Source organism: Bacillus sp. PAMC28571 (genome assembly GCF_014250435.1).
GTDB lineage: Bacteria > Bacillota > Bacilli > Bacillales > Bacillaceae > Bacillus > Bacillus safensis.
On record NZ_CP060191.1, the window covers coordinates 2,709,668 to 2,736,012 of the forward strand.

Genomic DNA, 26,345 nt, shown 5'->3' on the forward strand with positions numbered 1-26,345 from the left:
TTTCACTCCAATCTTATGATTTGCCGTTATCTTCGGCAGATGCGCCTTTTTCAAGCGCCTTCCAGGATAATGTTGCACATTTGATGCGGGCAGGGAATTTTGCCACTCCCTGCAGCGCCTCAATGTCACCAAGATCAATGGAATCGTCGTATTCTTTTCCTAGCATCATATCGGAGAAAATCTGAGACATTTTCAAAGCTGTTTCAATATCTTTCCCTTTAATCGCCTGCGTCATCATAGAGGCAGATGCCATCGAAATCGAGCATCCTTCTCCTTCAAATTTCGCATCCGTGACTTTTTCGTCTTCGATTTTCATCGTAAGACGAATGCGGTCACCACACGTTGGGTTGTTCATATCGACGACAATGCTGTCGTTTAGTACACCTTTGTTTCTCGGATTTTTATAATGATCCATAATCACTTGTCTGTACAGTGTATCTAAGTTTACATTAAAAGACATTCGTAAAATACTCCTTTGTCTTACGGAGCGCTGCAATGAGTAGATCAATCTCTTCTTCTGTATTATACAGATAGAAGCTTGCTCTTGCAGTCGCTGATACACCAAGCCATTTCATGAGCGGCTGTGCACAGTGGTGTCCAGCACGAATGGCGACACCTTCCGTATCCAGAACAGTTGACGCATCATGCGGATGGACGTCGTCTAAGTTAAACGTCACAAGCCCAGCTCGGTGCTGCGGTCCATAAACAGTCGCACCGTCAAGCTCTTTAAAGCGCTCAAGCGCGTAAGTCGCAAGCTGATGCTCGTAACGGCTGACTTCCTCCATACCAATGTCATTTAAGAAGTCAATTGCTTTTCCTAGTCCAACTGCTCCAGCAATAATCGGTGTTCCCGCTTCAAATTTCCACGGCAGCTCTTTCCATGTAGAATCATATAGATCCACAAAGTCGATCATTTCACCGCCAAACTCAGCAGGCTCCATATTATTCAAAAGGTCCTTCTTCCCGTAAAGCACACCGATGCCAGTCGGTCCACACATTTTATGCCCAGAGAATGCGAAAAAGTCACAATCTAGATCCTGAACATCAATTTGCATGTGCGGGGTGCTTTGCGCACCGTCGACGACAATGATTGCCCCATGATCGTGGGCAATTTTGGCGATCTCTTTAATCGGGTTGATGGTTCCTAATACGTTTGAGACATGTGTGACTGCGACAATTTTCGTTTGATGTGTGATCGTTTGCTTCACATCTTCAAGCGATAGCGTGCCGTCTTCCTGTAACGGAATGTATTTCAATGTGGCGCCAGTTGCTTTTGCTGCTTGCTGCCAAGGGATGATATTCGCATGATGCTCCATATGCGTAATGACAATCTCATCGCCTTCTTTGAGGTTGGCTCTAGCATAGCTGATCGCCACTGTGTTTAGTGCAGTTGTTGTACCTCTAGTAAAAATAATCTCCTGGACAGATGAAGCACGGATGAATGCACGAACTTTCTCTCTCGCACCCTCGTATGCGTCCGTTGCTTTTGTGCCAAGGGTATGAACACCCCGGTGGACGTTCGAGTTGTAAGACCGGTAATACTCATTCATTGCATCAATGACCACTCTTGGTTTTTGAGAAGTCGCTGCACTGTCCAAATACACCAAATCATGTCCGTTCACTTGCTGATGAAGGATTGGAAATTGCTCACGAACGTCTTTGATATTCATTATTTTACTTTCCTTTCAATCACAGAAATCAGCTGCTTTTTAACTCCTTCAATCGGCAGTTCTTTTACAACTGGATTTAAGAAGCCATAAATCACAAGTCTTTCTGCATCTTCTTTGGAAATCCCGCGGCTCATGAGGTAGTACAATTGAATTGGATCAACACGTCCAACAGAAGCGGCGTGCCCTGCTGTCACATCATCTTCATCAATTAAAAGAATTGGGTTTGCGTCACCGCGTGCTTTCTCACTCAGCATGAGGACACGTGATTCCTGCTCTGCATTTGACTTTGTTGCGCCATGCTCGATTTTGCCAATTCCGTTAAAGATAGAAGATGCTTGATCCTTCATCACACCATGCTTCAAGATATACCCTTCAGAGTTTTTACCGAAGTGGATGATGCTTGTTGTGAAGTTTTCTGTTTGGTTTCCTCGGCCGACAACAACTGATTTCGTATCACCGAATGTACCGTCGCCCATCAGTTTTGTGATGTTTTCAGATACGACGTCTCCATCATTCATCAAGCCAAGCGCCCATTCGATTTTACTGTCACGGCCATTTGCCATACCGCGTCTGTTTACATATACTGTGACTCCTTCTGCAAGGTTATCTACAGCACCGTATGTGACGCGGGCGTTAGCGCCTGTGAACACTTCAGAAACGATATTGAAGATCGCTTCTTCCGGTTTTGCTGTACTGATGTAGTTTTCTACATATGTCACAGCACTATGATCGTCTGCTACGACGATGACATGGTTGAACAAAGTCGTTTCATCATTTTCATGAAGATAAACAGCTTGAATTGGTGCTTCAAGCTCTACGTTTTTCGGTACATAGAGGAAAGCTCCGCCATTCACTAAAGCAGCATGTAAAGCTGTTAGTTTATGCTCATCCACTTTCACTGCATCTGTCATGAAGTATTGTTTCACTAAATCTCCATGCTCACGAATCGCTGTATGAAGATCAGTGAAGATCACACCTTTGTCTTTTGCTTCAGCTGAAAGAGACAAATAGGCCGGCGTTTGATCACGCTGAATGTAAACTGTCTTATCTGTGTCCTCTAAATCAATCAGAGATTTCACTTCTTCTGGAAGCTCTTCTAATGATCCAAATGGCGCACTTTCGACTGTATGCTGTTTGAAATTCGTTAAATTCCATTTTGAAATATTCGTTTTGTCAGGCTTTGGCATTGGGAGGTCTTCTGCTTTTTCAAGAGCCTGTAAGCGAAGGGAGCTCATCCATGCCGGTTCCTGATGCTTCTCGGAGAAGCTTTTGACATAATCTTGATCTACTGATAATTTCGTTTCTAATGTCATCAATAATCCTCCTAACGCTTACGCTTCTTGACCAACAGTTTCGTCTTCAATTCCTAACTCTTTTTTAATCCAGTCATAGCCTTCTGCTTCTAGACGCTGCGCGAGTTCTGGTCCGCCAGATTTCACGATACGACCTTGCATCATGACATGAACGTGATCTGGTGTGATGTAGTTCAGTAGACGCTGATAGTGAGTGATCATTAAGCAGCCGAAGCTTTCGCCGCGCATTTTGTTAATTCCTTTAGAAACAACTTTCAAGGCATCGATATCAAGACCAGAATCGATTTCGTCAAGGATGGCGATCTTTGGTTCAATCATCATTAATTGAAGAATTTCGTTGCGTTTTTTCTCCCCGCCTGAGAAACCTTCATTTAAGTAGCGCTGTGCCATATCTGGGTCCATTTCAAGGAACTCCATGTTTTCGTCCATTTTGCGGATGAATTTCATAAGAGAGATTTCATCGCCTTCTTCTCTGCGTGCGTTAATTGCAGAACGAAGGAAGTCAGCATTTGTAACACCGCTGATTTCAGATGGGTATTGCATCGCAAGGAAAAGACCAGCTTGAGCGCGCTCATCTACTTCCATTTCAAGGACATCTTCGCCATCAAGCAAGATGCTCCCTTTTGTTACTTCATATTTAGGGTGACCCATAATGGCAGCAGATAAAGTAGATTTACCTGTTCCGTTTGGTCCCATTACTGCGTGGAATTCTCCACCTTTTATCTCGAGGTTTACACCCTTTAAGATTTCTTTCCCTTCAATCTCAACGTGCAAGTCCTTAATTGTTAATGTCGAAGCAGTCATATATCGATACCTCCAAAATAATCATTATTCTCAATTTATTCTCATTCTAATTTTATAACAAATTAAAACTGAATACAACACATTCACGATAAGCGTGAGAGGATGCTCTCAAAATTCTAACAAAAAAAGCAGGTAGATAAAAGGATTTATGTCGAAAAGACTGTTTTCATAAAGAAAGGGCGGGAAACTGTTCTCCCCGCCCCTCAGCTATTATTAGCCTCGTATATTCATTTTTGCGAGCTGTCTTTTCTCATCTCGATAGGACTGCTCTCGTTTATATTCCACTTTCATCCTTAAGTCATGGTCTCTTTCGTACTCTGCATAGCTCATGCCATGAGCTTGATGCATGGCCTTTTCCATCTCGGCGGTATAATCCAATCCCAGTGTACTATGGTCCGAACAAATAATAAACCATTCCCTTCCTTGAGTGTAGCTTTATTGTAGCAAACGTATGCGGCTTCACTCAAAAGGGATATGACACCTTATGCTGGCATATTTTCTCACACAATCGGATGAGAAGCGCTCAACTCCCTGAGATGGAAAAATACCGTGTTTTGCTTCCCTTAATGCGTCTGTCCTCCAAATTCATCAATACATTGCTGAACGACAGTGATTCCTTGGCTTAGTGCTGCCCCGCCGCCAAAAGCTGCCGCCACGCTGACAACCTCCAGCAAATTCTCTTCTGTCGCCCCTTGATCGAGCGCTCCTTTTGTATGATAAATCATGCAGTATTCATCCTGCGCATGAATACTGATACCGAGGGCAATCATTTGTTTTTCCTTTTGCGTTAATGAATCGCTTTGGAAGCACTGCTCCGTAAATTCATTGAATTTCTTTCCAAACACCGGCATTTTCTTCTGGAATTCACCCATTGCGGTTTTATAATCAGTCAGTGATTGCTGCATGGATCCGCTCATATGCTGTTCATTCATCTTGATTCCATCCCTTCAGGTCATTTGTACGTTTTTATTATGAGCGAGATTTGAAAAAATACACAAAAAACCTCGCTTTGGTAGAAGCGAGGTTGAAATGTTGTTATTCAGATACAGGCAATACTGCACCGTCATATTTTTTGTCGATGAATTCTTTGATTTTATCAGAGTGAAGAACTTCCATTAGTGCCTTGATCTTATCTGATTTTTCGTCACCTTTGCGAACCGCAACGATGTTTGCATATGGGTTGTTCTTTGTTTGCTCAAGTTCGATTGAATCTTTTTTCGGATTCAATTTATTTTGGATCGCATAGTTGACGTTGATAAATACAGCATCGCCTTCACTGTTTTCATAAGCTTTCGCAGTTAATTCAGGCGCGATTTTTTTGAATTTTAGGTTCTTTGGGTTTTCTTTAATGTTCTTTACTGTTGCGTTAATTGTATCAACCTTCGGATCAAGCTTGATGACACCAGCATTTTGCAGCAGGGCAAGCATACGGCCTTGCTCAGCTACGTTGTTTGTCATGATGATTGTGCCGCCGTTTGGAATATCTTTTACGGATTTGTATTTCTTAGAGTAGATACCGAAAGGCTCAAGGTGAACCGCACCAGCACTCACTAGGTTATAATCTTTGTTTGATTTATTTTCTTCGTTTAAGTAAGGGATATGTTGGAAAAAGTTCGCATCAACTTCTTTTTCAGCTAACGCTTTGTTGTACATTTTATAATCGCTAAGCACTTTCACTTTTAAATCGTAGCCTTTTTCTTTTAGAAGTGGTTTTGCTTCTTCAAGAATTTCGGCATGCGGCGTTTTTGAAGCGGCAACCGTAATGGTTTTGCTTTCACTTGCGTTATTAGATGAACCGCACGCAGCTAAAATACCTGCAAATGCTAGAAATAGTGCACTTAAAATCAATTTCTTCATGAATAAATCCTCCCTTAACGTTTATCAATTTTATTTGTAATCAAATCACCGATTATTTGAATAATAAAGACGATGATGAGAATAAACACAGTAGCTACAAGTGTGACATCTGTATTACCAGATTGGTACCCTTCCACATAGGCGAGGTCACCAAGTCCGCCTGCTCCAATTGCACCTGCAATCGCAGTAGAGCCAATCAGAGCAATTGCTGTTACGGTAATACCTGAAATAAGGGCTGGCAATGATTCTGGCAGCAATACTTTGAAAATGATTGTCGACGTTTTTGCTCCCATTGATCGTGCTGCTTCAATGACTCCTTTATCTACCTCACGCAGTGCAATTTCGACAAGACGTGCATAGAATGGAGCTGACCCTATGACAAGGGCAGGGAGTGCTGCATTTGGGCCAAGAATCGTGCCCATAATGAGTTTTGTAAATCCTAATAATAGAATGATTAGAATGATAAAAGGAATCGATCTGAAAATATTGACGACTGCCCCAATGACGGTGTTAATCGGTTTATTTTCCCAAAGACCGCCTTTACTCGTTAGAAAGAGTAATAGTCCAAGGATAATACCAATGGCAAAGGCAAATGCCAATGAAATCAGTGTCATATACACCGTTTCACCTGTTGCACTCCAGATGACGTCTAAATCAACGTTCGGAAACCATTTCTCAAACATGTGTCATCACCTCGATTTCAACCTGTTTGCTTTGGATATAGGCGATGGCTTTTTCTACCTCAGTCTCTTCTCCATTAATGTGGATAAAGAGTGTTCCAAACGCGCCTTCCTGCGTTTGAGAAATCTTCCCTTGAAGGATATTCACATCGACATTGAAGGATCGAATGATTTCAGTGATCAGCGGCTGCTCGGCAGAGTCTCCAATAAAGGACAACCGTACGACCTGACCTTCTTTTACTCGTTCTAAGACGTGCTCGATTGTTTCTTTCGCTTCCTCTGGTTCTGCAAGCTGTTTCACAAATCGTTTCGTCATTTCTTCCTTCGGTTGTCTGAAGACGCGTAATACTTCGCCTTCTTCGACAATGCGTCCATTTTCCATGACCGCGACGCGATGACAAATTTTGCGAATGACGTGCATTTCATGTGTAATGAGCACAATCGTGAGCCCTAACCTTTTATTGATATCCGCCAAAAGTTCAAGGATCGAATCGGTCGTTTGCGGATCTAGCGCAGATGTCGCCTCGTCACATAGAAGAACCTTTGGATCATTCGCTAATGCTCTCGCAATGCCGACACGCTGTTTTTGCCCGCCGCTTAGCTGAGACGGGTATGCATTTTCTTTTCCTTCTAAACCGACCAATTTAATCAGTTCATTCGCACGCTCTCTCCGTTTCGATGTCGGTACACCTGCGATCTCAAGCGGGAACATAATGTTTTGTCTCACCGTTCTTGACCAAAGCAAGTTAAAGTGCTGGAAGATCATGCTGATTTCTTGTCTTGCTTTCCGAAGTTTCGCATTTGATACTTCATTGATCCGGTTGCCTGCCACTTCAACAATTCCTTCTGTTGGCAGCTCCAGACCGTTTAATAGGCGAATAAGCGAGCTTTTCCCTGCACCGCTATACCCGATAATTCCGAATATTTCACCTTTATCAATATCCAAGTTGACGTCTTTCACGGCATCAACATTTCCGCTTTTTGAATGGTACGTTTTTGATACATTCTGTAAATGGATCACAGTCTGATCACCTGCTTTCTTGCTGAATCTATAGGTTTCCATCACATACGTTATTTATTCTTCTTTCTGTCATGACTCTAGCCTGGCGCCAGGTCAGTAAAAAAGACCTAACTGCAACGCAAGCAGAAAGGCCTTTTATGTCAATTACGCCTTTCTCTCATCTTTCAAAGCGCTGCGGCTTTGAGTGAATTGGCACCAATTTCAGCTATGCTGACGGTTGCCGGGTTTCATAGGGCACGTCCCTCCACCTCTCTTAATAAGAGAAAATATGTTGTTTTATGTGATGTTCATGTTTTTACTAACGTAGAATATCATGCTACCCGAGATATGTCAACGCTGTAAATCGCTAATTTCCAAGTAAACAACTACGTTATCATTTTTCGAAAAAAACCGTTCGTCAGCCAAAGCACTGCCTCTAGTCTAAGGAGCGCACGGAATGACCCTTTCACTTTGACTTGTCCTCTGCTGATTAACTGCTGTAAGGACATATCTCCATCTAATAATTGAAGAATCTCTTTCCTCTCACCATAAAAGATGAGATCCGATAACTCAATTGCAGGTAGTTTCTTCACTTCACCACGTTCATCCACAATCAATGTACAAGAGTCAGTTTCCGCCTCAAATGTAATCTTCAAGGATGATGATGAGAGCAGCGGCTTTAATAATAAACGCTGCCCTGTGTTACCATGGGCTTTCACATTTTCCACATGTATAACCTCCCTGTCATTTGGTTATACATAACATTTCTCTACAAACATCGGCTTGTCCTTTATAAATAACTCGACAAATTTTCAAATGAATTTCTTGAAATATGACAAAAAACCGCTTTATTTAGCGGTTTCAATCATTTCATGAAGATATGGAACTGAGTGAAAGGCATAGCCTTTTTGCACCAATTCACCTTTTTTAAACATGAGAAAGCAAGGAACACTCTCGATTTCAAATGCTTTCGCAAAGCCTGGTGAATAGTTTAAATTGTTTTCGTAAAATGGTACATCCGGCTGCATGGCGTCTACGACTGCCAGCATTTTCTTTGCCAGCTGGCATGTTCCGCAAAACGGTGTATATAAGTATAAAAGAAATAAATCGTCCTCTATCTCCTTGAATTCGTGTTCTTCAATCTCTTTCATATACGTCCACCCTCATAAATATTTCGAATGAACATCAATGTTTGCAGCTAATAGGATAGATGCAATGTGGGCTGACGGTGAAGCGGCCACTTCGCGGTACGTTCTGTCGACAAAAAGATGAAGTGCTTCAGGGAATTCTTTTCGAAATTGCTTCCGCAGTTTGTCGCCTGCATCGTCACTGTCAGCTAATATGTAAACGTCTTTCCCCACTAAATCGTCCACAAGCTGATCCAGCTTCGATGTACTGATCGTGCCATTGGTGCAAATGATGGTAACAGGTTCACTTATGACTTCTTTTAGCTTTTGTTTGTCTGTTTTACCTTCTACAATGATGACCTTTTCTATCTCGACATTCATCACGATCACCCGGCCCTTTTGACGTTGATTCACTTCTTCCTTAGATTACAATCTTTCATTCAGGTTGTAAAGATTGAGCGCCTCGTCATCAAAAAGACTGCAGCTTCTGTTCACTGCAGTCTCATCTGTGATTAGCACCAGCCATTTTCATCGTCACAGTCAACATATTTTTCTGTCCCATCGGTCAATGTATCCGTTAAACGATAAAAACGATTTTGATCATAGGAATATCCCGATTTCAGCTCATATTGGTTTTCACTAATCATCGTACCAATCTCTTCATTTTGATGATAAAGCACCATGCCGCTTTCTTTGAATCGTCCAGTGACATGCTCTGTTATATCCACGTGTTCTTTTTGAAAAGACAAATTGGACACCCCCCATAAAGGTAGAGTGTCCAATTTCTCATGAATTAGTCTTCTTTTGTCATTTCTTCATATTGCTCAGCCGTCATTAAGTTCTCAATTTCAGAAGCATCAGCTGGTTCTACCACGATCATCCATGCTTTTTCGTATGGAGAGTCGTTGACGAATTCTGGGCTGTCATCCAGCTCATCGTTCACTTCAACGATTGTGCCATTGATCGGTGCATAAAGTTCAGAAACGGTTTTCACTGATTCTACACTTCCGAAAGGCTCGTCCGCTGTGATTTTGTCTCCTACTTCAGGAAGCTCAACGAACACGATATCGCCCAGCTCAGATTGAGCAAAATGCGTAATACCGATACGCACCTTATCTCCTTCTACTTTGACCCATTCATGTTCTTCTGAATAACGTAAATCTTTTGGTGTGCTCATTCAATACCCCTCCAGTCTTTTCTTACAATCTATATTGAAGATACCACAATCTGAATGAAAGTTACATCATTTCCAGACGCTTTTAAATGTATCTTCGTTAAATCCTACCGTGACTCGTTTTCCGTCTGTTGTAATCGGGCGCTTAATCAGCATTCCGTTAGACGCGAGTAATTCTAGCTGCTCGTCCTCTGACATTGCAGGAAGTTGATCTTTCAGCTGCAGCTCCCGGTATTTTTGTCCGCTTGTATTAAAGAATTTCTTCAGCTCTAAACCGCTTTTTTCGTAAAGGGCTTTTAATGTTTCTTTATCAGGCGTCTCTTCGACGATATGTATGCTGTTGATGTCTTTATTGTGTGCTTCCAGCCACTTTTTTGCTTTTCGGCATGTACCGCAAGATGGGTATTCGTAAAAATCTAAAGCCACCATTTTCACCTCCTGCAAATTGTGACAACATTTTATCACAAAATATTTTAAAAACCTAAATGTATGCTTACAAAAAGGTGCGGAGTGATATCCGCACCTTTTCAGCCGTCCTTATACAATATATTTCTCTGCTTCAAAGATTCGTTTTGCCACTTCGCGCTTTTTGGCGATGACATTGATCGGCGTAAATCGTGTCAGCTTGCGAAGGGCTGACAGGCTCATACGGAGTGAATCTCCTTCCTCCATCGCAATCAAGGATTCTTTTGCATGGGCTTCAATCTTTAAGAAAGCTTCCTGCGTGAAAATTTGTGTGTAAGCAAGCTTTTGTTCATTCTTTTCTGCCCCTGTTGCAGCGATTGCCTTTTCTGTACGCAGAATCGCTGATTCAGCAGCAAAAATTTCATTGACGATATCGGCTATGTTCACAAGAATTTCTTGCTCTTTGTCTAAGGCTTTCCCGTATTTCATAGCTGCCATACCAGCCACCATTAAGGCGATCTTTTTCGCATGGGCGAGCAAATATTTTTCTTGATCGAGCGGCTGATCGCCTGGCTCTTCCGGCATCATCATCATTAGCTCTTCCTGTAAGGTTTGCGCTTTTTGAAGCAGCGGAAGCTCTCCTTTCATCGCTTTCTTCAAGAATGTACCTGGTACAAGCAAACGGTTGATTTCGTTTGTCCCTTCAAAAATCCGGTTAATTCGCGAGTCGCGATAGGCTCTTTCGACCTCGTATTCTTGCATGAATCCATATCCGCCGTGAATCTGCACGCCTTCATCCACAATATAATCCAACGTTTCAGAGCCAAGCACTTTACAGAGAGAACATTCAATCGCATATTCCGCAATGGATTGGGCAATTTGTTTGCCGTCTTTTTGCTCTTCATCACTTAAGAGCCCCATCCGTTGTTCAAATAATCCAACCGTACGGTAAACAGCACTTTCCATCGCATAGAGCTTTGCTGACATATTGGCTGCTTTTTCACCAATTAAGCTGAATCGAGAAATTGGTGTTTTGAACTGCTTACGCTGGTTCGCATATTCTGCCGACAATTGAATGACGCGCTTGGATGCACCGATTGTGCCGACTGCCAGCTTATAGCGCCCAATATTCAAAATGTTAAACGCAATCACATGACCTCTGCCGGCTTCACCGAGCAAATTCTCCTTCGGTACTTGGGCATCTTCAAGAATCAACGTTCTTGTCGATGATCCTTTAATACCCATCTTTTTCTCTTCAGGCCCCGTTTTGACACCTGGAAAATCCTTTTCGACGATAAAAGCAGAGAAGTGTTCACCATCAATCTTCGCATACACAACAAAGACATCGGCAAATGCGGAGTTTGTGATCCACTGCTTTTCTCCATTGAGGACATAATGGGTACCTGCTTCATTCAGAACTGCCGTTGTTTTTGCTCCAAGAGCGTCAGAACCTGATCCAGGCTCAGTAAGTGCGTACGCCGCAATGGTTTCACCAGAGGCGAGTCCAGGCAGGTACGCTTCCTTTTGCGCTTGATTCCCGAAGAGCACGATCGGCAGAGAACCAATACCGACATGAGCACCATAGGAAAGTGAGAAGCTTCCTGCTCTAGCGAATTTTTCAGTAATGATAGCTGAACTGATTTTATCTAATCCAAGCCCGCCGAATTCCTCAGGCACATCGGCTCCTAAAAGTCCAAGCTCACCAGCCTTTTTGAGAAGCCTAACCGAATGCTCGAACTCATGGTTTTCAATTTGATCTATATGCGGAACCACATCTTGTAAAATATAATCCTCTGTTGTTTTTCCAATCATTTGATGTTCATCAGAGAAATCCTCCGGTGTAAAAATATGCTCATAATTCGTCTCATCAATTAAAAAGCTTCCACCCTTTTTTACATCTTCCAATGCTTTCATCCTGATTTCCCCCTTTAGATCAATTCAAAAATGCCTGCTGCTCCCATGCCCCCGCCGATACACATTGTGACAATGCCAAATTGCTCGTTTCGCCGTTTCATTTCATGAATCAGTGACAGCGTTAGTTTCGTTCCTGTACAGCCGAGCGGATGTCCGAGCGCAATTGCCCCGCCATTGACATTTACCTTTTCTTCATCAATTCCTAAATGACGAATGACTTGAATTGCCTGAGAGGCAAACGCTTCGTTTAATTCAAACAGGCCAATATCCTTCAGTTCAAGTCCAGCGATTTTCAGCGCACGCGGAATGGCTTCAACCGGACCGATCCCCATCACTTCAGGCGGTACACCGCCAACAGCAAATGCTCTGAATTTAGCGAGCGGCTGAAGAGAAAGTGAGGATGCTTTCTCGCGGTCCATCATCATCACACACGCAGCCCCGTCACTTGTTTGAGACGAGTTCCCTGCGGTCACCGTGCCTTTTGTTGAGAAAGCCGGACGCAAAGTGGAAAGAATCTCCTCCGTTGTGCCTGCTCTCACACCTTCATCCTGTGAGAACGTGAATTGATGCTCTTCTAATTGATATTGCTCACCTACCCGTCGCTCTGTTACATCAACAGGCACAATTTCATCTGAAAATTTTCCTTCTTGAAGTGCCTTTGCTGCCTTTTGATGACTCCTCACCGCAAAGGCGTCCTGATCTTGACGTGTGACCTGATACTTTTGCGCCACTTGCTCTGCCGTGTGCCCCATGCTCATGTAGTATTCAGGTGCTTGCTCTGCCAAGAGAGCATTTGGACGAATGGAATGCCCCATCATCGGCACCTGTGACATCGATTCGACTCCTCCGGCTAAAATCGTGTCTGCCTGCCCGAGCATAATACGTTCACCCGCATAAGCTATAGATTGAAGTCCAGACGAGCAGTAACGGTTTATGGTGATGGCAGGTACCGTATAAGGCAATCCTGCTAATGCCCCAATATTCCGGGCCACATTTAACCCCTGCTCTGCTTCTGGCGTTGCACAGCCAATGATCAAATCATCTATTTGACCGTCGTATTCACCGGCACGCTTTAACGTTTCTTTTACACATAATGCGCCCATATCATCAGGCCGGACATGTTTTAACGATCCTTTTTTCGCCTTCCCTACTGGTGTTCTTGCGCCAGCGACAATGACTGCTTCTCTCATTTTGACTCCCCCTTAGTTACGTAAAGGTTTTCCTTTGACGAGCATGTGCTGCATACGTGCCTGTGATTTCACTTCTCCTACAAGACTTAAAAAGGCTTCTCTTTCAAGCTCTAATAAGTATTGCTCCTCTACCTCTGTTCCAAATGGCAGTTTCCCGCCGGAAATGACATGAGCTAATTTTTTTACAATGGTCATGTCATGCTCTGAAATGTATCCTGACAGTCTCATATTTTCAGCAGCCAAAATCATCGCTGCATAGCCTGTTTCTCCCATGACCGGCACCTTTTGCTTGAGCGGCGCACGATAACCGGCTTCATCAAGAGAGAGCACCAGTTGTTTTGCATCATAGATCAGGTGATCCCCGTTCATACTGATCCGGTCACTCACGCGGAGCATGTTCATATCCCGCGCATCCTCAGCTGAAGTTGATACTTTTGCCATTGCAATTGTTTCAAATGTTTTCAGCGTGGCATCCTGTATAGCCGTCTGCGACGGCTTCGCTGATCCTTGCAGGTGACGAAGATATAACTCTTTGTTTCCGCCGCCTCCTGGAATCAGTCCAACTCCCGCTTCCACAAGTCCCATGTAAGTTTCGCTGGACGCCTGAATAGCTGCTGCCGGCAGACAAACTTCTGTTCCGCCTCCTAATGTCATCCCAAATGGTGCGGCTACGACTGGGCGATTGCTATATTTCACCTTCATCATTGCCTGCTGGAAGCGTCTGATCACAAAGTCAATTTCAAAGAAATTGTCGTCCTGTGCCTCCATTAAAATCAGGGCAAGGTTTGCGCCAACACAGAAGTTCTTCCCTTGGTTTCCGATGACAAGCCCTTTATAATTCTTTTCCGTCTCATCAACAGCGCGATTGATCATATCAATGACATCTAGTCCAATGGCATTGCTTTTAGAATGAAATTCGAGCAAGGCGACATCATCACCAATATCGATCAGGCTCGCACCAGAATTTTTGAAGATGACGTCGTGCTTCTTTTTCAATCTAGCTAAAGATATATGTTTGTCGTTCCCTTTTTCCTGTTCATAAGCCCCATTATGATAAAACGCACGCTCTCCATCAGCATTCTCTTGATAGAATGTCTCGTGTCCTTCTGACAGCATGTCTTGCACCCATGTTGGAATACTGTGGCCTTCTGCTTCCATGCGTTCAGCGGCTTTTTTGACACCTATTGCATCCCACAGCTCAAATGGGCCGTGCTGCCAGCCGAATCCCCATTTCATGGCGTTATCAATAGACTGAATATCATCCGCAATTTCACCTTTTAGATGAGCTGAATAAAGAAGTACGGGAGCTGTCATATTCCAAAGTAGTTGCCCTGCACGGCCATCCTGATAAATAAGCGCTTTCAACTTTGCTTTTGCACCCTTTTGCTGTTTCGCCATTTCAATGCCTGGATCATTTAGCTTTGTGCGTTCTCCATATGTGAGCGTCACTGGGTCAAGCTCTAAAATGACCTTCCCATTTTTTTGATAAAAACCTTGGCCTGCCTTGCTGCCAATCCATCCTTTTTCGAGCATTCTTTCAATAAACTCAGGCAGCTGAAAAATCTCTTTTTCCTTTCCTTCTACCTGTTCATATACGTTTCGTGCCACATGAGAAAACGTGTCGAGTCCCACTACATCCAGTGTACGGAAGGTCGCACTTTTCGGTCTTCCAATGAGAGGTCCTGTGACAGAATCCACTTCTCCGATGGTGTATTTGTTCTCAAGCATTTCACGCACTGTGACAAGAAGTCCATAAGTGCCAATGCGGTTTGCAATAAAGTTCGGTGTGTCCTTTGCTTCAACCACACCTTTGCCGAGTACATCCTCGCCAAATGTTTTCATAAATGACAGTACTTCTGGATCGGTTTCTTGAATAGGAATGATTTCTAAGAGCTTTAAATAACGAGCTGGGTTAAAAAAATGTGTGCCTAAAAAATGGCGTTTAAAATCATCTGATCGGCCTTCTGCCATTTTTTCAACTGAAATACCGGATGTATTGCTTGATACGATGCTTCCTTCTTTGCGGTGTTCGTCGATGAGAGAGAATACGTGTTGTTTGATGCTGAGCTTTTCAGTGACGACTTCAATGATCCAGTCAGCATCGTGTAATAAGGAAAGGTGGTCTGTGAGATTTCCCGGTGTGATGTATGATAGGTTTTTTGCTGAAGTAAGAGGTGCTGGCTTTTGCTTTAACAATTTTTTCATCGCTTCTTGACTTAATCGATTCCGAACACTAGGGTGATCAAGCGTCCGCTTTTTCGCCATTTCTTCCTTTGTCAGTTCATTTGGCACAATATCTAGCAGTGTAACTGGTATCCCAATATTGGCTAAATGTGCAGCAATGCCTGAGCCCATGACACCTGAACCAATGACAGCCGCCTTGCGAATATGTTTGCCCATAAATATCCCCCTAAACGTTTTGAATGAACAGTCATTCATTTTTTGTCCAAAAAAAAGCAATGCCTCTTTCTTTATCTTAAAAGATTTTCCGAAACAGTTCAATAGCAGATTTCAAAAATTTACACATTCTCGTGTGCCTTATTTTGCGGCGTATGAATTAAAGATGAGAGGGAATTGTAAGAATGGAGGTGATGTCCACATGTCTCGTTTGAAGAAAAACCCATCGAAAGCAGGCGTTAGTGCTGCAAGTGTAAAAGGAAACGCAGGTCCATCACAGGAAGCAGACCTAGGCGGGAAAAAAACCAGTCAAAATCAGCAATATAAAAAGAATCAGTAAGGAAACAAATTCGTAAGGAGGAACACAAGTTGAACAATCAGCAAATGAATATGCCCCCAGAAGTCATTTCAGTGAAGGATTCCTTGTACTTAGAGGATATGCTCAACTGGAATTTGATCGCCATGAAAAAGGCTCATTTTATGGCCGAGCATTGCCAGGACCAAACATTGAAACAAGAATTAAATCAAGTTGGGCAAATGCATCATCAGCATTACACACAAATTCTTCAGCATTTAGGCAGCTCAGGGCAAGGCCAGTCTACTGGCTTTATGCAATAGGAGGAAAAAACATGGAACAGCAAAACCAACAAAAAATCGGGAATCCACAAACTCCGGTTCCCACAACAACCAACATGAACGATCGTGATTTTGTCACAGACCTCTTGTCGACTGAAAAATATATGACAAGTGGATACAACACAGCGCTCAATGAATTCAGTCATGAATCTCTTTATCAGGATATTCAGCGAATTGCACTGGAAACACAGAAAACACAAAGACATTTATATGATGTCATGTTCCGATATGGCTGGTATTCTGTTGAAGCCGCTGATCAGCAAAAGCTCCAGCAGGCACACCAAAAATTCCAGCAAACACTGACAGATCAATCCCCGTACGGTTCATCACAAATGTCATAAGAAAAAAACTGCCAGTCTAGTGCTGGCAGTCAATTGTTGATAAAGGGCTAAAATGATTTTTATTTTAGCCCTTTGTCTTCTTTTCAGCGTGATAGAAAACCTTTGCAGTCTAGGAAGGACGAGCACTGGCGCGGAGCGAATTGAACATTCGTGAGCACCAGCGCACAGGACTGACAAAGAATGCGAGGGTTTGTCTACACGCTGCTGGCAGTTTTTTAACGGTCTTTATTGGCGCGATGAGCCTCGTTCAACTGTTTGATTCGTTGAATCGTGTGTTTGATTTCTTCTTTTGCTTCTGGATACGTTTCATTGAAATGCTTTGCTAGCGGCGGCATGCTTTTTGCGATATGGGAGTAGATCACCCATTGTTTCACATCTTGTTTCAGCTCGTCTGTTGATTCACCGAGCAGCAGCTCTGTATATTTATCAAGCAAGCCTTCCAGCTTTTCATCTAATTCATTTCCCATTGATATTCCGCTCCTTTTTCAGAAAAAAGCCTGACTCTGTGAGACACAGATGTCAGGCTTTTGACATACGATTATCTTGCAGCAAGAAATGTTTCAGCTTGTGCTTGCTGCACAATACAGCGTCCTCTACCGTGCGGAATACATAATGGTGTTCCAAATAAAGGATCTGTTGTCACTTGGCAATTCATATCAAAGACATTTTTCACGAGATCACAATTAATCACCGTTTCTGGTCTGCCTTCTGCATAGATCGACTTGTCTTTAATCGCCACAAGATGATGAGCATATCTGCATGCAAGATTGAGATCATGAAGAACCATCACAATCGTGCGCTGCTCTTTCTCATTTAAATCAAACAGAAGATCCAAAATTTCGATTTGATGCGTCATGTCTAAATATGTCGTCGGCTCATCTAACAAAATAATATCGGTCTCTTGGGCCAGCGTCATCGCAATCCATGCACGCTGCCTTTGTCCACCTGATAATGAATCAACGGTCCGATCAGCAAGATCTTCCATCTTTGTTGACTTCAATGCGCGGTTCACAGCTTCTTCATCTTGCTTCGACCACTGCTTCAGCCAATTTTGATAAGGATATCTGCCTTGCTTCACTAACTGATGCACAGTTAATCCTTCTGGCGCTTCTGGTCCTTGTGGAAGAATGGCGAGCTGTTTCGCTACTTCTTTTGTTGGTAATTTTGCAATGGAATGACCTTCAAGCAGGACAGAACCACCCATTGGCTTCATGAGACGGGCCAAAGAGCGCAGTAGCGTGGATTTACCACATCCATTACTGCCAATAAATACTGTGATTTCACCCTTAGGGATTGATACATTTAGTTCATCGATGATCATTGTTTCTCCGTAGCCTAAGCTTAAACCTTCAGTAGAAATGGCACTCATTCCGCTCAAACGCTCCTTTTCTCATCCAAATTTTTATATGAAATATCGTCTATGTACAGACGTAAAAGATCACTTATCTCAATTTAGTGTATCAGATTTAAGTGATCTTGAAAATCATTTTCAATTAAAAAATGAGAAAGTCTCGTTTATTTCTTCCTTTGGAATGTACGTTTGGTCCCATCCTCGAGTTTTAGATCGATCTGAATCTGCTGATAATCATCATCTAAATTAAAAGCAGTTAATAGTTCATTTACATACGCTTCATTGATCTTTGCACTAGGGATCGACATATCATTCAGCTTCATCTTCATCTCGCGCAAGGCTTCTTCTCCTTCATAGCGGGCCCCATTCATATGATCACGAATGATTGCTTCCTCTTTGCCTCTTGCCTGACGGTAGGTCGCTTCGTATAATTCGTTTTTCTGTCCATATTGGACAAGCAGATGCACATGCTGAAATGGCAGTTCCTTCATTTGAACAGCTGATAGACTTTCTGCTTCTGCTTCATGTGTTTGTTGTAACGGTTCAACTGATTGACAGCCGGACAGCATAAAGAGCAGCACTCCTATTCGTCCCGCCTTCTTCCAACACATCATGTGTTTCCTCCTATTTCACAGCATCGCTTTTTATTCTTCTCCAGGCTCCTTTTTGTTATTCAATAAAACAGCCCACTATGATAAATTGAAACAAAAAGGAGAACCGGATGATGATGAAAAAAATAGCCATTGTAACTGGTGCCAATAGCGGCTTTGGCAAGCTCATCACGATGTGTCTCGCAAAGCGGGGCTATACAGTGATTGCCGGCGTCAGACAGGAAACCAATGCCAAAAAGCTCGCTGAAGAAATCGAGGAAGCCTCTTTATCTGGCATGATACATATTGAAGCGTTAGATGTGACCGATACGCAGTCGATTCAAGCATTTCAGAAGAAGCTTCATACCTATGCACCCATTACCCTGCTTGTGAACAATGCGGGAACAGCCTTTGCTGGTTTTGCGGAGGAGGTTCCTGTCGATACATACCGCCAACAATTTGAAGTGAATGTCTTCGGTGTGATGGAAATGACCCAAGCAGTGCTGCCGTTTATGACGAGTGGCGCAAAAATTTTCAATATGAGCAGTATCAGTGGATTAATGGGAATGCCTGCACTTTCTCCATATGTATCGTCTAAGTTTGCGTTGGAAGGCTATACAGAAAGCTTGCGGATTGAACTGGCTTCGTTCGGTATACAGGCGGCCTTGATCGAGCCAGGCTCTTTCCAGACGAATATTTGGAACACTTCCATGAACGAGCAAATGATTCAGCCAGCAGAAGGTTCGAAATACACAAAACTCTATCAAAAGATGATGGCCCATATTGATGCCCAGAAATCCAACTATGGAGATCCTCGTGAAGTGGCAGAGCTTGTTGTACGTTTAGCAGAAAAGAGGCGGCTGAAACGGCTGAGATATCTTGTTGGAAAAGGTGTACGACTTTCATTCATAGCAAAGCAGCTTCTGCCGTGGAACATGTGGGAACAGATCATACTACGTACACTTTCAAAAAAATAAGCACAAAAAAACAGGCGGACATGTTGACATCCACCTGTTTTTTCATTTATTCGCTATCTGACTGTCCAAGAGTAATATCTAGATTTTTATTCTTTCCTTCACGGATGACAGTCATTGTGGTTTTATCGCCGACTTTTGTTTCTTTGTAAAGAATTTCTTTCAGCTGAGAGCTGTTCACTACGTCTTTTCCTTTGAACTTAATGATGACATCTCCAGATTTCAAGCCTGCTTTTTGAGCAGGTGAACCTTTTGAAACATCCTTTACGTAAATGCCTTTGCCGATTTGTTTATCAAATAAGCCGAGCGTATTTTCCTGATACGTCTCAGGCACTTGCTCAAGGTCAATCATTTGTACGCCAAGGTATGGACGTTCGACTTTTCCATTTTTCAACAGCTCATCTACAATCGGTTTGACATCGTTACTTGGGATCGCAAATCCGAGTGATTCCACACCGCTTTCGCTGATTTTCAAGCTGTTAATGCCAATGACTTGACCATCTGTATTGATCAGTGGCCCCCCGCTGTTTCCTGGGTTAATGGCTGCATCTGTTTGCAGTACATTCATCTCCACCGTACCAGATGACGTATTTGCTTCTACGGTACGATCAAGACCACTAATGATTCCTTCTGTCACAGTACCTGAGAACTGTGCACCGAGCGGATTCCCAATGGCAATGACTTTATCTCCAGCACGAAGCTTAGAAGAATCACCAAAGCTCGCCACTTTATCAATGCCGTCTGCGTTCATTTCAACAACGGCTAAGTCGGTCATGACATCACTGCCGACAAGCTTTGCGTCTTTTGTTTTTCCATCATAAAGGGTGACCTTGATTTTATTGGCCCCTTCGACAACGTGGTTATTTGTAATAATGTACGCTTTTTTGCCATCTTTTTTGAAGATGACACCAGAGCCTGTTCCAGCTTCAGCTTCTGTTTGATCACCGCTCAAGCCAAACGAATTTTGTGTAGATTGATAGTTTGAGACCCCAACAATAGTGGGCTCTAAATCTTCTACCATATCAGCCACATTTGTTGCATTGGTGATTTGTTTTGTCGAGAAATTATCTGAGGCTGCCGCCTCACTTGATGCGGTCTGCGTTTGCGTGTTGGCAGCTGTATCCTGTGACTGCGGCAAAAGCGGTGTAATGCCAAGTACAAGACCCCCGCCAATAATCCCTCCAAGAATTGGGCTGAGCCATGCCGCCTTCCGCTTTTTCTCTTTTTTCGACGCACGGTCATCCACCATTTGAGGAGAATGATTTGTCACACTCTCCTGCGAGGCAGATGCTTCATTTTCATGCTGGTGAAAAACGAGTTCCTTCTCTTTTTCTGGTACGTCTATTTGTTTCTCATTCTCTTGATGGGTATCTTTTTGATGATTCATTTCATTGTCTTGATTTTCTGGATGATTCATCTTATTCTCTTCATCTTCTCTTCGGAAATCCATCGCTTGCACTCCTTTACATCATGTTTCATTCATATGTCTAGATAGGACTCAGGTCCTCTTAATGGAAAGATCATTGAAAAATACTTTATGGCAATATGTCAAATTATATAATACTTATTCATAGAAAAAAAGCAAGGTGCGCACATTGATGAAAAGCACCTATTCATCCGCCTTTTGTCTATGCCCTTTTTTCCCTTGACCTTATCATAATCAAACATTATGGGATAATGATGAGAAGAATATGTGAAATTGTGAAAAAAGCGTGTGATTGTTGACATGCCGCCTTCGTATCCCGTTATAATGACGTTGAGAGGATGTGGAAGACTTTGTCGTACACCATTTATTTAGTTGAAGATGAACAAAATTTAAATGAACTGTTAACCAAATATTTAGAGAGTGAAGATTGGAATGTCTCCTCTTTTTTAACCGGAGAAGCGGCACGCGAAGCCATAAACAAGCCGCCGCATCTATGGATTTTAGATATCATGCTGCCTGATACAGACGGCTACACCCTTATTAAAGAAATCAAAGCCGCATCACCTGACGTACCGGTCATTTTCATTTCAGCACGTGATGCAGATATCGACCGTGTCCTCGGCTTAGAGCTGGGAAGCAGTGATTATATTGCGAAGCCGTTTCTTCCTCGTGAGCTGATCATTCGGGTTCAAAAGCTGCTGGAGCTTGTGTATAAAAACAGCGATACCCCGCAGCAGCAAAGCGTCACTTCAGTTTCTTCTTATGTCATTCATGAGGATGTAAGAGAGGTCTATGAAGAGGGGCAGCTCATTAACTTAACGTCTAAGGAATTTGACTTGCTGCTTTTATTTACACATCACCAAGGACATGCTTTTTCTCGTGAAGATATCCTCGTCAAGATTTGGGGACACGATTACTTCGGGACAGATCGTGTGGTGGATGACCTTGTCAGACGGCTGCGCAAAAAAATGCCCGACTTAAAGGTCGAGACCATCTATGGATTTGGCTATAGGATGCTGAAAGGATGAAGAACAAACCGCTCGCTTTTCAAATTTGGGCTGTGATCTCTGGCATTTTGCTCACCATTTCCATTGTCCTGATTATTCTATTTTCCAATACATTACGTGACTTCTTCACAAATGAAATTTATAAAAATATCGAAAATGAACAGCAAGTGCTGACAGAATATCCATTGAACCGAGACGGCTCGCCAAAGTCGACACCGGAAAACCGCTCCGTGCAGCACATTTTGATCCCGTCAGATGAATTAGATCAAATGGCGCAGTTTTTTCCGCATGCTTTTATTGAGAAAATCCAATCGTTTGTGAAAAAACAAAAAAGCGCAACGAAACGGTATTCTGAAGAGGTGAACGGCCAGCATATCTTTTTTGTCATCAAAAAAGTATCATCAGGCAATACACAATATATTCTTCTGTCCTATGCACCAGATTCTTATCGAGATGACCTGTCCTTTACGCTGTTTAAACAGCTGATCTTTATCTTAGGCACTGTTATTTTACTAAGCTGGATTCCATCGATTTGGCTTGCCCGCTATCTATCCCGACCAATCGTTGCGTTTGAAAAGCACGTCAAACGGATTGCCCAAGAGGACTGGGACGATCCTGTCATCGTTGACCGGCAAGATGAAATTGGCAAACTTGGTCATACCATTGAAGAAATGAGACAAAAACTCATTCAAAAAGATGAAACAGAACGGACACTTTTGCAGAATATTTCACATGACTTAAAAACACCTGTCATGGTCATCCGCGGCTATACGCAGTCCATTAAAGATGGTATTTTTCCTAAGGGAGATCTTGAACAAACGGTGGAAGTCATTGAAGGTGAAGCGGAAAAGCTTGAGAAGAAAATCAAGGATCTGCTGTACTTAACAAAGCTTGATTATTTATCAAAACAACATCCCGCACATTCTTCCTTCCTACTCAGTAATACGATGCTGGAAGTGGTCGACCGAATACGCTGGTCGAAAAATGAATTGCAGTGGAACGTGGACTTAGATGATGAGGCTGCTCTTGAAGGCGATCCAGAACAATGGAGCAAATTATTTGAGAATGTACTAGAAAATCAACTTCGCTACGCAAAAAGTAAGATTGATATTCAGATGAAACAAGAAGAGGATCAAATCCGCATTGTCATTCGTAATGACGGTCCTCCAATTGAAGAACATATGCTGTCCAACCTATACGAACCTTTTAGTAAGGGAAAAAAGGGCGAATTCGGTATTGGATTAAGCATTGTCAAAAGAATCCTTTCAATGCATCAAGCGTCCATATCTATTGAAAATGATGATCTAGGTGTACGTTATACAATCATGGTTCCAAAGAAGAGACTGTAGGTTTTTGACCGCAGTCTTTTTTAAATGAATGAATACCCATTGAAATCACGGTATGTGGCTTTGATCTTTTTGCCAGCTTGATACATCCATTTCTTTTCAATGGTTGTCTCTTTCGGCATTTTGACTTTTTCTACTTGAATCCCTTTTGTTCGCAAGCGTCTAATCATATCATCGATTTCTCTCATGGAACATCATCCTTTCACATATTTTGACCAGTTGGTCACCTTACTTTATAATATAAAGAATTACACTGTAAAAAACAAGTTACAATCTGATTAATTTTTGAAAACTTTCGTCGTTTATGACCAATAAGTCACATCTCTTTGCGCACGTTTCCTAAGACATTTGTCTCTCGGTAAGAAAGGATGACATTCATATTGAAAAAGAAAGAAAAAATGATCATTGAGGCTGGCATGAAATTATTTGCCAGCAAAGGCTACAACACAACGTCTGTTCAGGAAATTGCGGATGAATGCCACATGTCAAAGGGTGCTTTTTATCTTTATTTTAAATCAAAGGAAGCATTGCTCATTTCGATCCTTCATTACTATTACGATAAGGTATTTACCCGGATTCATGAGGTTCAAACAGAGGGCGGCACACCAAAAGAAGCCTACCGCAAACAGCTCACTGTCTATTACGATAATATTTTGCAGCAAAAGGATTTTATTAAAATGCAGCTGAGCGATCGAGCGCTTCCTATGACTCAAGAAACGCAGCAGCTCGCAAAACAAATTAGGCTTGCGACGATTCAGCTTCATATCGACAATATTAAACAAGTGTATGGAGACGCTGCCATTCCTTATATGGCTGATTTATGTTTGACGATTGAGGGCATGAGCCACGTTTATTTCGAGCTTGCGATTTTATATGATTTTCAGCTGGAAGCAGAAGAGCTTGCCACAACCATGATTCACCGTATCGATGATTTGATGGGCGGTATGATGAAGCGAAAAGATCTTCCTCTCATTTCTGTAGATCAAGCGAGCGATTGGTTTGGTCCGATTTATGAACGGTCATTCGATCCGCTCACAGAATCTCTTTTACAGGAATTAAGAGAGATGGCTGAAGCACACTATGAAGTGAAAGACGAGCCTGAATTATTTGAAGCGCTTGGCATTCTGGAAAATGAATTAAACAAACAAAAACCAAGACAAGTCATCGTGAAAGGCATGCTGTACCAATTGAAATTATACGCACCGCTTCAAACCAACTCCGAATCTCTTTTGCGTATTTTGAAAGAGGATCATTTGTAAAACCCAGGGGATGCCCTGGGTTTATTGTTGTGATAAAAAATCAAAATCCTTATGTGTCAGTTCAGGAAGTTTGCTGGCTTGAACTCTATTTAGTAAGTCATCTACATATCTTTGAACAGCAAGCATGTCACAAGGAAAATCAAATTCAAATTCTTCCTCTATCGACAGAGTGTCCATACAATACGAACAGGTTGGTTTAAAGCCAAGCATATCGTTATTGAAACTTAGAACATCTTCATACGACTCTTCTGACAGCTCAAAATGAGAGATCAAAAATATATCAATATGATTCCCACCCTCGGGCCGTCTTTGATCAATATATAACAAAAAAGCTGACTCCTCCGTATCTTGGGACATTACTTGAAAGAATTCAACATCGCGTGTCCGCAACCATCTAATAAACCTTGTCTTTAATGTTCTCACAACTATTCACCTCAAATATCTTCCCACATAAAAACCAGGGGCAGCCGCCCCTGGTTTCTTATTTTGCTTTCGGTGTCACCATTTCCTCTGGTTTCACAAATTGCTCGAACTGCTCTTCTGTTAACAGCTCTAATTGAAGTGCTGCTTCTTTTAGTGTTAATCCTTCTTTGTGCGCAAGCTTCGCAATTTTCGCTGCATTTTCATATCCGATGTGCGGGTTTAGTGCCGTCACAAGCATCAATGAATTGTTCAAGTTTTTCTCAATCGTTTCAAGGTTTGGTTCGATTCCAACTGCACACTTGTCATGGAATGAGTTCATGCCGTCAGCAAGTAGTTCAACTGATTGCAGGAAGTTATAAATGATGACTGGCTTAAATACATTCAGCTCAAAGTTTCCTTGGCTTGCTGCAAAACCGATTGTGGCATCATTCCCCATGATTTGTGCTGCAATCATGGTTAAAGCTTCACTTTGGGTTGGGTTGACTTTTCCTGGCATAATGGAGCTTCCCGGCTCATTTTCAGGAATGATCAATTCACCAATTCCGCAGCGAGGACCACTTGCAAGCCATCTCACATCATTGGCAATTTTCATTAAGTCAGCTGCAAGTGCTTTTAAGGCTCCGTGTGCATACGTAATTTCATCATGACTTGTCAGCGCATGGAATTTGTTTGGTGAAGAATTGAATGTTTGACCTGTCAGCTGGCTAATTTCCTCAGCAACATATTGACCGAACTCAGGATGTGCGTTAATGCCTGTACCAACAGCCGTTCCGCCAATGGCCAATTCTCTCATTTTTTCAGTTGATTCTAGAATCATTTCTTTTGAACGGTCCAGCATGTATACCCAGCCGCTAATCTCTTGGCCAACTGTCAGCGGTGTTGCATCCTGCAAGTGCGTACGGCCGATTTTCACAATCTCTTGATACGCTTTTGCTTTCTCATCAAGAGTTGTTCTTAACTGGTCAATAGCAGGCAGCAATTTTTTGTACACAGCTAAAACAGCTGCCACGTGCATAGCCGTTGGGAATGTATCATTTGAGCTTTGGCTGCGGTTAACGTCATCATTCGGGTGAATGCTGAACTCGCTATTTTTATCTTTCAAATAAGCAGTTGCTCTGTTTGCAACGACTTCGTTCATGTTCATGTTACTTTGTGTTCCACTGCCTGTCTGCCAAACAACAAGCGGGAAATGCTCGTCATACTTTCCGCTGATGATGTCATCACATACAGCAGCAATAGCTTCTGCTTTTTCGCTTTCAAGGTTGCCAAGACGCTCGTTCGCAATCGCTGTGCTACGTTTCAAAATTGCAAACGCATTCACAACTTCCTTTGGCATTTTCTCAGAACCGATTTTGAAATTTTCTTTGCTTCGTTGTGTTTGTGCACCCCAGAACTTGTCCTTCGGCACTTTGATTTCGCCCATTGTATCTTTTTCGATTCTAAATTCTGTCATTATGTATC

Annotated in this window: 32 protein-coding genes and 1 riboswitch; of the genes, 7 read left to right on the top strand and 25 right to left on the bottom strand. The window is 42.5% G+C overall.

Features of this window, described 5'->3' with window-relative positions:
* Window positions 1-13: 13 nt before the first annotated feature.
* From sufU to H7F25_RS13870, 18 genes are all read right to left on the bottom strand, one after another.
* Window positions 14-460 carry a Fe-S cluster assembly sulfur transfer protein SufU gene (gene sufU, locus H7F25_RS13790; protein WP_012011181.1) on the bottom strand — a complete coding sequence of 149 codons (447 nt, stop codon included), beginning with the start codon at window positions 458-460 and terminating at the stop codon, window positions 14-16.
* A complete protein-coding gene (locus H7F25_RS13795) occupies window positions 450-1,670 on the bottom strand; it encodes a cysteine desulfurase (protein WP_025094139.1) in 1,221 nt (406 codons plus the stop codon). Before H7F25_RS13795 ends, sufU begins: the two co-directional genes overlap by 11 nt.
* A complete protein-coding gene (gene sufD, locus H7F25_RS13800; protein ID WP_024423399.1) occupies window positions 1,670-2,983 on the bottom strand; it encodes a Fe-S cluster assembly protein SufD in 1,314 nt (437 codons plus the stop codon). Before sufD ends, H7F25_RS13795 begins: the two co-directional genes overlap by 1 nt.
* 18 nt (window positions 2,984-3,001) lie before the next feature.
* Window positions 3,002-3,787 (bottom strand): Fe-S cluster assembly ATPase SufC, encoded by a 786-nt coding sequence (gene sufC / locus H7F25_RS13805; RefSeq protein ID WP_007500355.1) that lies wholly within the window; start codon window positions 3,785-3,787, stop codon window positions 3,002-3,004.
* A gap of 213 nt (window positions 3,788-4,000) precedes the next feature.
* A complete protein-coding gene (locus H7F25_RS19365; RefSeq protein WP_254965641.1) occupies window positions 4,001-4,135 on the bottom strand; it encodes a YuzK family famiily protein in 135 nt (44 codons plus the stop codon).
* Window positions 4,136-4,350: 215 nt separating this feature from the next.
* Window positions 4,351-4,719, bottom strand: coding sequence for a carboxymuconolactone decarboxylase family protein (locus tag H7F25_RS13810; RefSeq protein ID WP_003212803.1), 369 nt, complete (start codon window positions 4,717-4,719; stop codon window positions 4,351-4,353).
* 103 nt (window positions 4,720-4,822) lie between these two features.
* Window positions 4,823-5,644, bottom strand: a complete 822-nt coding sequence (gene metQ / locus H7F25_RS13815) for a methionine ABC transporter substrate-binding lipoprotein MetQ (RefSeq protein WP_024423400.1) — start codon at window positions 5,642-5,644, stop codon at window positions 4,823-4,825.
* Window positions 5,645-5,658: 14 nt separating this feature from the next.
* The gene (locus H7F25_RS13820) at window positions 5,659-6,327 is read right to left on the bottom strand and encodes a methionine ABC transporter permease (protein ID WP_034623843.1); all 669 of its coding nucleotides are present in this window, start codon (window positions 6,325-6,327) and stop codon (window positions 5,659-5,661) included.
* Window positions 6,320-7,345 (bottom strand): methionine ABC transporter ATP-binding protein, encoded by a 1,026-nt coding sequence (locus H7F25_RS13825; protein WP_024423402.1) that lies wholly within the window; start codon window positions 7,343-7,345, stop codon window positions 6,320-6,322. Before H7F25_RS13825 ends, H7F25_RS13820 begins: the two co-directional genes overlap by 8 nt.
* Before the next feature lie 154 nt (window positions 7,346-7,499).
* Window positions 7,500-7,608: riboswitch (SAM riboswitch) on the bottom strand.
* A 102-nt stretch (window positions 7,609-7,710) separates the two neighbouring features.
* Window positions 7,711-8,052, bottom strand: a complete 342-nt coding sequence (locus H7F25_RS13830; protein WP_024423403.1) for an SCP2 sterol-binding domain-containing protein — start codon at window positions 8,050-8,052, stop codon at window positions 7,711-7,713.
* Window positions 8,053-8,172: 120 nt separating this feature from the next.
* Entirely contained in the window at window positions 8,173-8,475 is a 303-nt protein-coding gene (locus H7F25_RS13835) for a thioredoxin family protein (protein WP_041088351.1), read from the bottom strand.
* Window positions 8,476-8,487: 12 nt separating this feature from the next.
* Window positions 8,488-8,832: a toprim domain-containing protein gene (locus tag H7F25_RS13840; RefSeq protein WP_024423404.1), complete on the bottom strand. Its 345-nt coding sequence runs from the start codon at window positions 8,830-8,832 to the stop codon at window positions 8,488-8,490.
* A 131-nt stretch (window positions 8,833-8,963) separates the two neighbouring features.
* On the bottom strand, window positions 8,964-9,200 hold the full coding sequence (locus tag H7F25_RS13845) for a YusG family protein (RefSeq protein WP_024423405.1): 237 nt from the start codon (window positions 9,198-9,200) through the stop codon (window positions 8,964-8,966).
* Between the two features lie 44 nt (window positions 9,201-9,244).
* Window positions 9,245-9,628 carry a glycine cleavage system protein GcvH gene (gene gcvH / locus H7F25_RS13850; RefSeq protein WP_008347039.1) on the bottom strand — a complete coding sequence of 128 codons (384 nt, stop codon included), beginning with the start codon at window positions 9,626-9,628 and terminating at the stop codon, window positions 9,245-9,247.
* A 66-nt stretch (window positions 9,629-9,694) separates the two neighbouring features.
* Window positions 9,695-10,051 carry an arsenate reductase family protein gene (locus H7F25_RS13855; RefSeq protein WP_024423406.1) on the bottom strand — a complete coding sequence of 119 codons (357 nt, stop codon included), beginning with the start codon at window positions 10,049-10,051 and terminating at the stop codon, window positions 9,695-9,697.
* A 111-nt stretch (window positions 10,052-10,162) separates the two neighbouring features.
* Entirely contained in the window at window positions 10,163-11,944 is a 1,782-nt protein-coding gene (locus H7F25_RS13860; protein ID WP_025094137.1) for an acyl-CoA dehydrogenase family protein, read from the bottom strand.
* Window positions 11,945-11,958: 14 nt separating this feature from the next.
* A complete protein-coding gene (locus tag H7F25_RS13865) occupies window positions 11,959-13,134 on the bottom strand; it encodes an acetyl-CoA C-acetyltransferase (protein WP_024426007.1) in 1,176 nt (391 codons plus the stop codon).
* A 12-nt stretch (window positions 13,135-13,146) separates the two neighbouring features.
* On the bottom strand, window positions 13,147-15,534 hold the full coding sequence (locus H7F25_RS13870; RefSeq protein ID WP_122632052.1) for a 3-hydroxyacyl-CoA dehydrogenase/enoyl-CoA hydratase family protein: 2,388 nt from the start codon (window positions 15,532-15,534) through the stop codon (window positions 13,147-13,149).
* Window positions 15,535-15,733: 199 nt separating this feature from the next.
* Between H7F25_RS13870 and H7F25_RS13875 the strand changes: the two genes are divergently transcribed.
* The 3 genes from H7F25_RS13875 to H7F25_RS13885 are packed head-to-tail and all read left to right on the top strand — an operon-like array spanning window position 15,734 to window position 16,508.
* On the top strand, window positions 15,734-15,871 hold the full coding sequence (locus tag H7F25_RS13875) for a YuzL family protein (RefSeq protein WP_003212904.1): 138 nt from the start codon (window positions 15,734-15,736) through the stop codon (window positions 15,869-15,871).
* Between the two features lie 44 nt (window positions 15,872-15,915).
* A complete protein-coding gene (locus tag H7F25_RS13880; RefSeq protein ID WP_224426662.1) occupies window positions 15,916-16,149 on the top strand; it encodes a hypothetical protein in 234 nt (77 codons plus the stop codon).
* An 11-nt stretch (window positions 16,150-16,160) separates the two neighbouring features.
* Window positions 16,161-16,508 carry a spore coat protein gene (locus H7F25_RS13885; RefSeq protein WP_024423410.1) on the top strand — a complete coding sequence of 116 codons (348 nt, stop codon included), beginning with the start codon at window positions 16,161-16,163 and terminating at the stop codon, window positions 16,506-16,508.
* 215 nt (window positions 16,509-16,723) lie between these two features.
* Here H7F25_RS13885 and H7F25_RS13890 read toward each other — a convergent pair whose 3' ends face one another.
* The 3 genes from H7F25_RS13890 to H7F25_RS13900 form a co-directional block, all read right to left on the bottom strand.
* Window positions 16,724-16,975 (bottom strand): YusU family protein, encoded by a 252-nt coding sequence (locus H7F25_RS13890; protein WP_024423411.1) that lies wholly within the window; start codon window positions 16,973-16,975, stop codon window positions 16,724-16,726.
* A 71-nt stretch (window positions 16,976-17,046) separates the two neighbouring features.
* On the bottom strand, window positions 17,047-17,877 hold the full coding sequence (locus H7F25_RS13895; RefSeq protein ID WP_008347057.1) for an ABC transporter ATP-binding protein: 831 nt from the start codon (window positions 17,875-17,877) through the stop codon (window positions 17,047-17,049).
* A gap of 146 nt (window positions 17,878-18,023) precedes the next feature.
* A complete protein-coding gene (locus tag H7F25_RS13900; RefSeq protein ID WP_185854550.1) occupies window positions 18,024-18,470 on the bottom strand; it encodes a YusW family protein in 447 nt (148 codons plus the stop codon).
* 113 nt (window positions 18,471-18,583) lie between these two features.
* On the opposite strand from H7F25_RS13900, the gene H7F25_RS13905 reads away from it, so the two are divergent.
* Window positions 18,584-19,426 (top strand): oxidoreductase, encoded by an 843-nt coding sequence (locus H7F25_RS13905; protein ID WP_375850361.1) that lies wholly within the window; start codon window positions 18,584-18,586, stop codon window positions 19,424-19,426.
* Window positions 19,427-19,472: 46 nt separating this feature from the next.
* On the opposite strand, the gene H7F25_RS13910 is transcribed toward H7F25_RS13905, so the two are convergent.
* Window positions 19,473-20,873, bottom strand: a complete 1,401-nt coding sequence (locus H7F25_RS13910; protein WP_185853823.1) for a S1C family serine protease — start codon at window positions 20,871-20,873, stop codon at window positions 19,473-19,475.
* Between the two features lie 326 nt (window positions 20,874-21,199).
* Here H7F25_RS13910 and H7F25_RS13915 point away from each other — a divergent pair, with 326 nt between their 5' ends.
* Entirely contained in the window at window positions 21,200-21,877 is a 678-nt protein-coding gene (locus H7F25_RS13915; protein ID WP_024423415.1) for a response regulator transcription factor, read from the top strand.
* Window positions 21,874-23,205, top strand: coding sequence for a HAMP domain-containing sensor histidine kinase (locus H7F25_RS13920; protein ID WP_024423416.1), 1,332 nt, complete (start codon window positions 21,874-21,876; stop codon window positions 23,203-23,205). The genes H7F25_RS13915 and H7F25_RS13920 overlap by 4 nt, the downstream gene beginning before the upstream one ends.
* A 20-nt stretch (window positions 23,206-23,225) precedes the next feature.
* On the opposite strand, the gene spxO is transcribed toward H7F25_RS13920, so the two are convergent.
* Window positions 23,226-23,390 carry an anti-adapter protein SpxO gene (gene spxO, locus H7F25_RS13925; protein WP_003212782.1) on the bottom strand — a complete coding sequence of 55 codons (165 nt, stop codon included), beginning with the start codon at window positions 23,388-23,390 and terminating at the stop codon, window positions 23,226-23,228.
* Window positions 23,391-23,582: 192 nt separating this feature from the next.
* On the opposite strand from spxO, the gene H7F25_RS13930 reads away from it, so the two are divergent.
* Window positions 23,583-24,461: a TetR/AcrR family transcriptional regulator gene (locus H7F25_RS13930; RefSeq protein ID WP_073207361.1), complete on the top strand. Its 879-nt coding sequence runs from the start codon at window positions 23,583-23,585 to the stop codon at window positions 24,459-24,461.
* Window positions 24,462-24,482: 21 nt separating this feature from the next.
* On the opposite strand, the gene H7F25_RS13935 is transcribed toward H7F25_RS13930, so the two are convergent.
* Together H7F25_RS13935 and fumC are read right to left on the bottom strand one after the other, a co-directional pair.
* Window positions 24,483-24,788 carry a hypothetical protein gene (locus H7F25_RS13935; RefSeq protein WP_225315506.1) on the bottom strand — a complete coding sequence of 102 codons (306 nt, stop codon included), beginning with the start codon at window positions 24,786-24,788 and terminating at the stop codon, window positions 24,483-24,485.
* A gap of 154 nt (window positions 24,789-24,942) precedes the next feature.
* Complete coding sequence (gene fumC / locus H7F25_RS13940; protein WP_024423418.1) at window positions 24,943-26,337, bottom strand: class II fumarate hydratase; 1,395 nt, start codon at window positions 26,335-26,337, stop codon at window positions 24,943-24,945.
* Window positions 26,338-26,345 lie beyond the last annotated feature (8 nt).

Coding starts and splice junctions, on each gene's coding strand:
- H7F25_RS13895 (WP_008347057.1), bottom strand. CDS start 17,877: ATGAGTGCCATTTCTACTGAAGGTTTAAGCTTAGGCTACGGAGAAACA.
- H7F25_RS13880 (WP_224426662.1), top strand. CDS start 15,916: ATGAATATGCCCCCAGAAGTCATTTCAGTGAAGGATTCCTTGTACTTA.
- gcvH (WP_008347039.1), bottom strand. CDS start 9,628: ATGAGCACACCAAAAGATTTACGTTATTCAGAAGAACATGAATGGGTC.
- H7F25_RS13920 (WP_024423416.1), top strand. CDS start 21,874: ATGAAGAACAAACCGCTCGCTTTTCAAATTTGGGCTGTGATCTCTGGC.
- H7F25_RS19365 (WP_254965641.1), bottom strand. CDS start 4,135: ATGCATCAAGCTCATGGCATGAGCTATGCAGAGTACGAAAGAGACCAT.
- H7F25_RS13820 (WP_034623843.1), bottom strand. CDS start 6,327: ATGTTTGAGAAATGGTTTCCGAACGTTGATTTAGACGTCATCTGGAGT.
- H7F25_RS13865 (WP_024426007.1), bottom strand. CDS start 13,134: ATGAGAGAAGCAGTCATTGTCGCTGGCGCAAGAACACCAGTAGGGAAG.
- fumC (WP_024423418.1), bottom strand. CDS start 26,337: ATGACAGAATTTAGAATCGAAAAAGATACAATGGGCGAAATCAAAGTG.
- H7F25_RS13910 (WP_185853823.1), bottom strand. CDS start 20,873: ATGGATTTCCGAAGAGAAGATGAAGAGAATAAGATGAATCATCCAGAA.
- H7F25_RS13885 (WP_024423410.1), top strand. CDS start 16,161: ATGGAACAGCAAAACCAACAAAAAATCGGGAATCCACAAACTCCGGTT.
- H7F25_RS13905 (WP_375850361.1), top strand. CDS start 18,584: ATGATGAAAAAAATAGCCATTGTAACTGGTGCCAATAGCGGCTTTGGC.
- spxO (WP_003212782.1), bottom strand. CDS start 23,390: ATGAGAGAAATCGATGATATGATTAGACGCTTGCGAACAAAAGGGATT.
- H7F25_RS13835 (WP_041088351.1), bottom strand. CDS start 8,475: ATGAAAGAGATTGAAGAACACGAATTCAAGGAGATAGAGGACGATTTA.
- H7F25_RS13860 (WP_025094137.1), bottom strand. CDS start 11,944: ATGAAAGCATTGGAAGATGTAAAAAAGGGTGGAAGCTTTTTAATTGAT.
- H7F25_RS13890 (WP_024423411.1), bottom strand. CDS start 16,975: ATGGGAAATGAATTAGATGAAAAGCTGGAAGGCTTGCTTGATAAATAT.
- H7F25_RS13840 (WP_024423404.1), bottom strand. CDS start 8,832: ATGAATGTCGAGATAGAAAAGGTCATCATTGTAGAAGGTAAAACAGAC.
- metQ (WP_024423400.1), bottom strand. CDS start 5,644: ATGAAGAAATTGATTTTAAGTGCACTATTTCTAGCATTTGCAGGTATT.
- H7F25_RS13870 (WP_122632052.1), bottom strand. CDS start 15,534: ATGGGCAAACATATTCGCAAGGCGGCTGTCATTGGTTCAGGTGTCATG.
- sufC (WP_007500355.1), bottom strand. CDS start 3,787: ATGACTGCTTCGACATTAACAATTAAGGACTTGCACGTTGAGATTGAA.
- H7F25_RS13900 (WP_185854550.1), bottom strand. CDS start 18,470: ATGTGTTGGAAGAAGGCGGGACGAATAGGAGTGCTGCTCTTTATGCTG.
- H7F25_RS13795 (WP_025094139.1), bottom strand. CDS start 1,670: ATGAATATCAAAGACGTTCGTGAGCAATTTCCAATCCTTCATCAGCAA.
- H7F25_RS13875 (WP_003212904.1), top strand. CDS start 15,734: ATGTCTCGTTTGAAGAAAAACCCATCGAAAGCAGGCGTTAGTGCTGCA.
- sufU (WP_012011181.1), bottom strand. CDS start 460: ATGTCTTTTAATGTAAACTTAGATACACTGTACAGACAAGTGATTATG.
- sufD (WP_024423399.1), bottom strand. CDS start 2,983: ATGACATTAGAAACGAAATTATCAGTAGATCAAGATTATGTCAAAAGC.
- H7F25_RS13810 (WP_003212803.1), bottom strand. CDS start 4,719: ATGAATGAACAGCATATGAGCGGATCCATGCAGCAATCACTGACTGAT.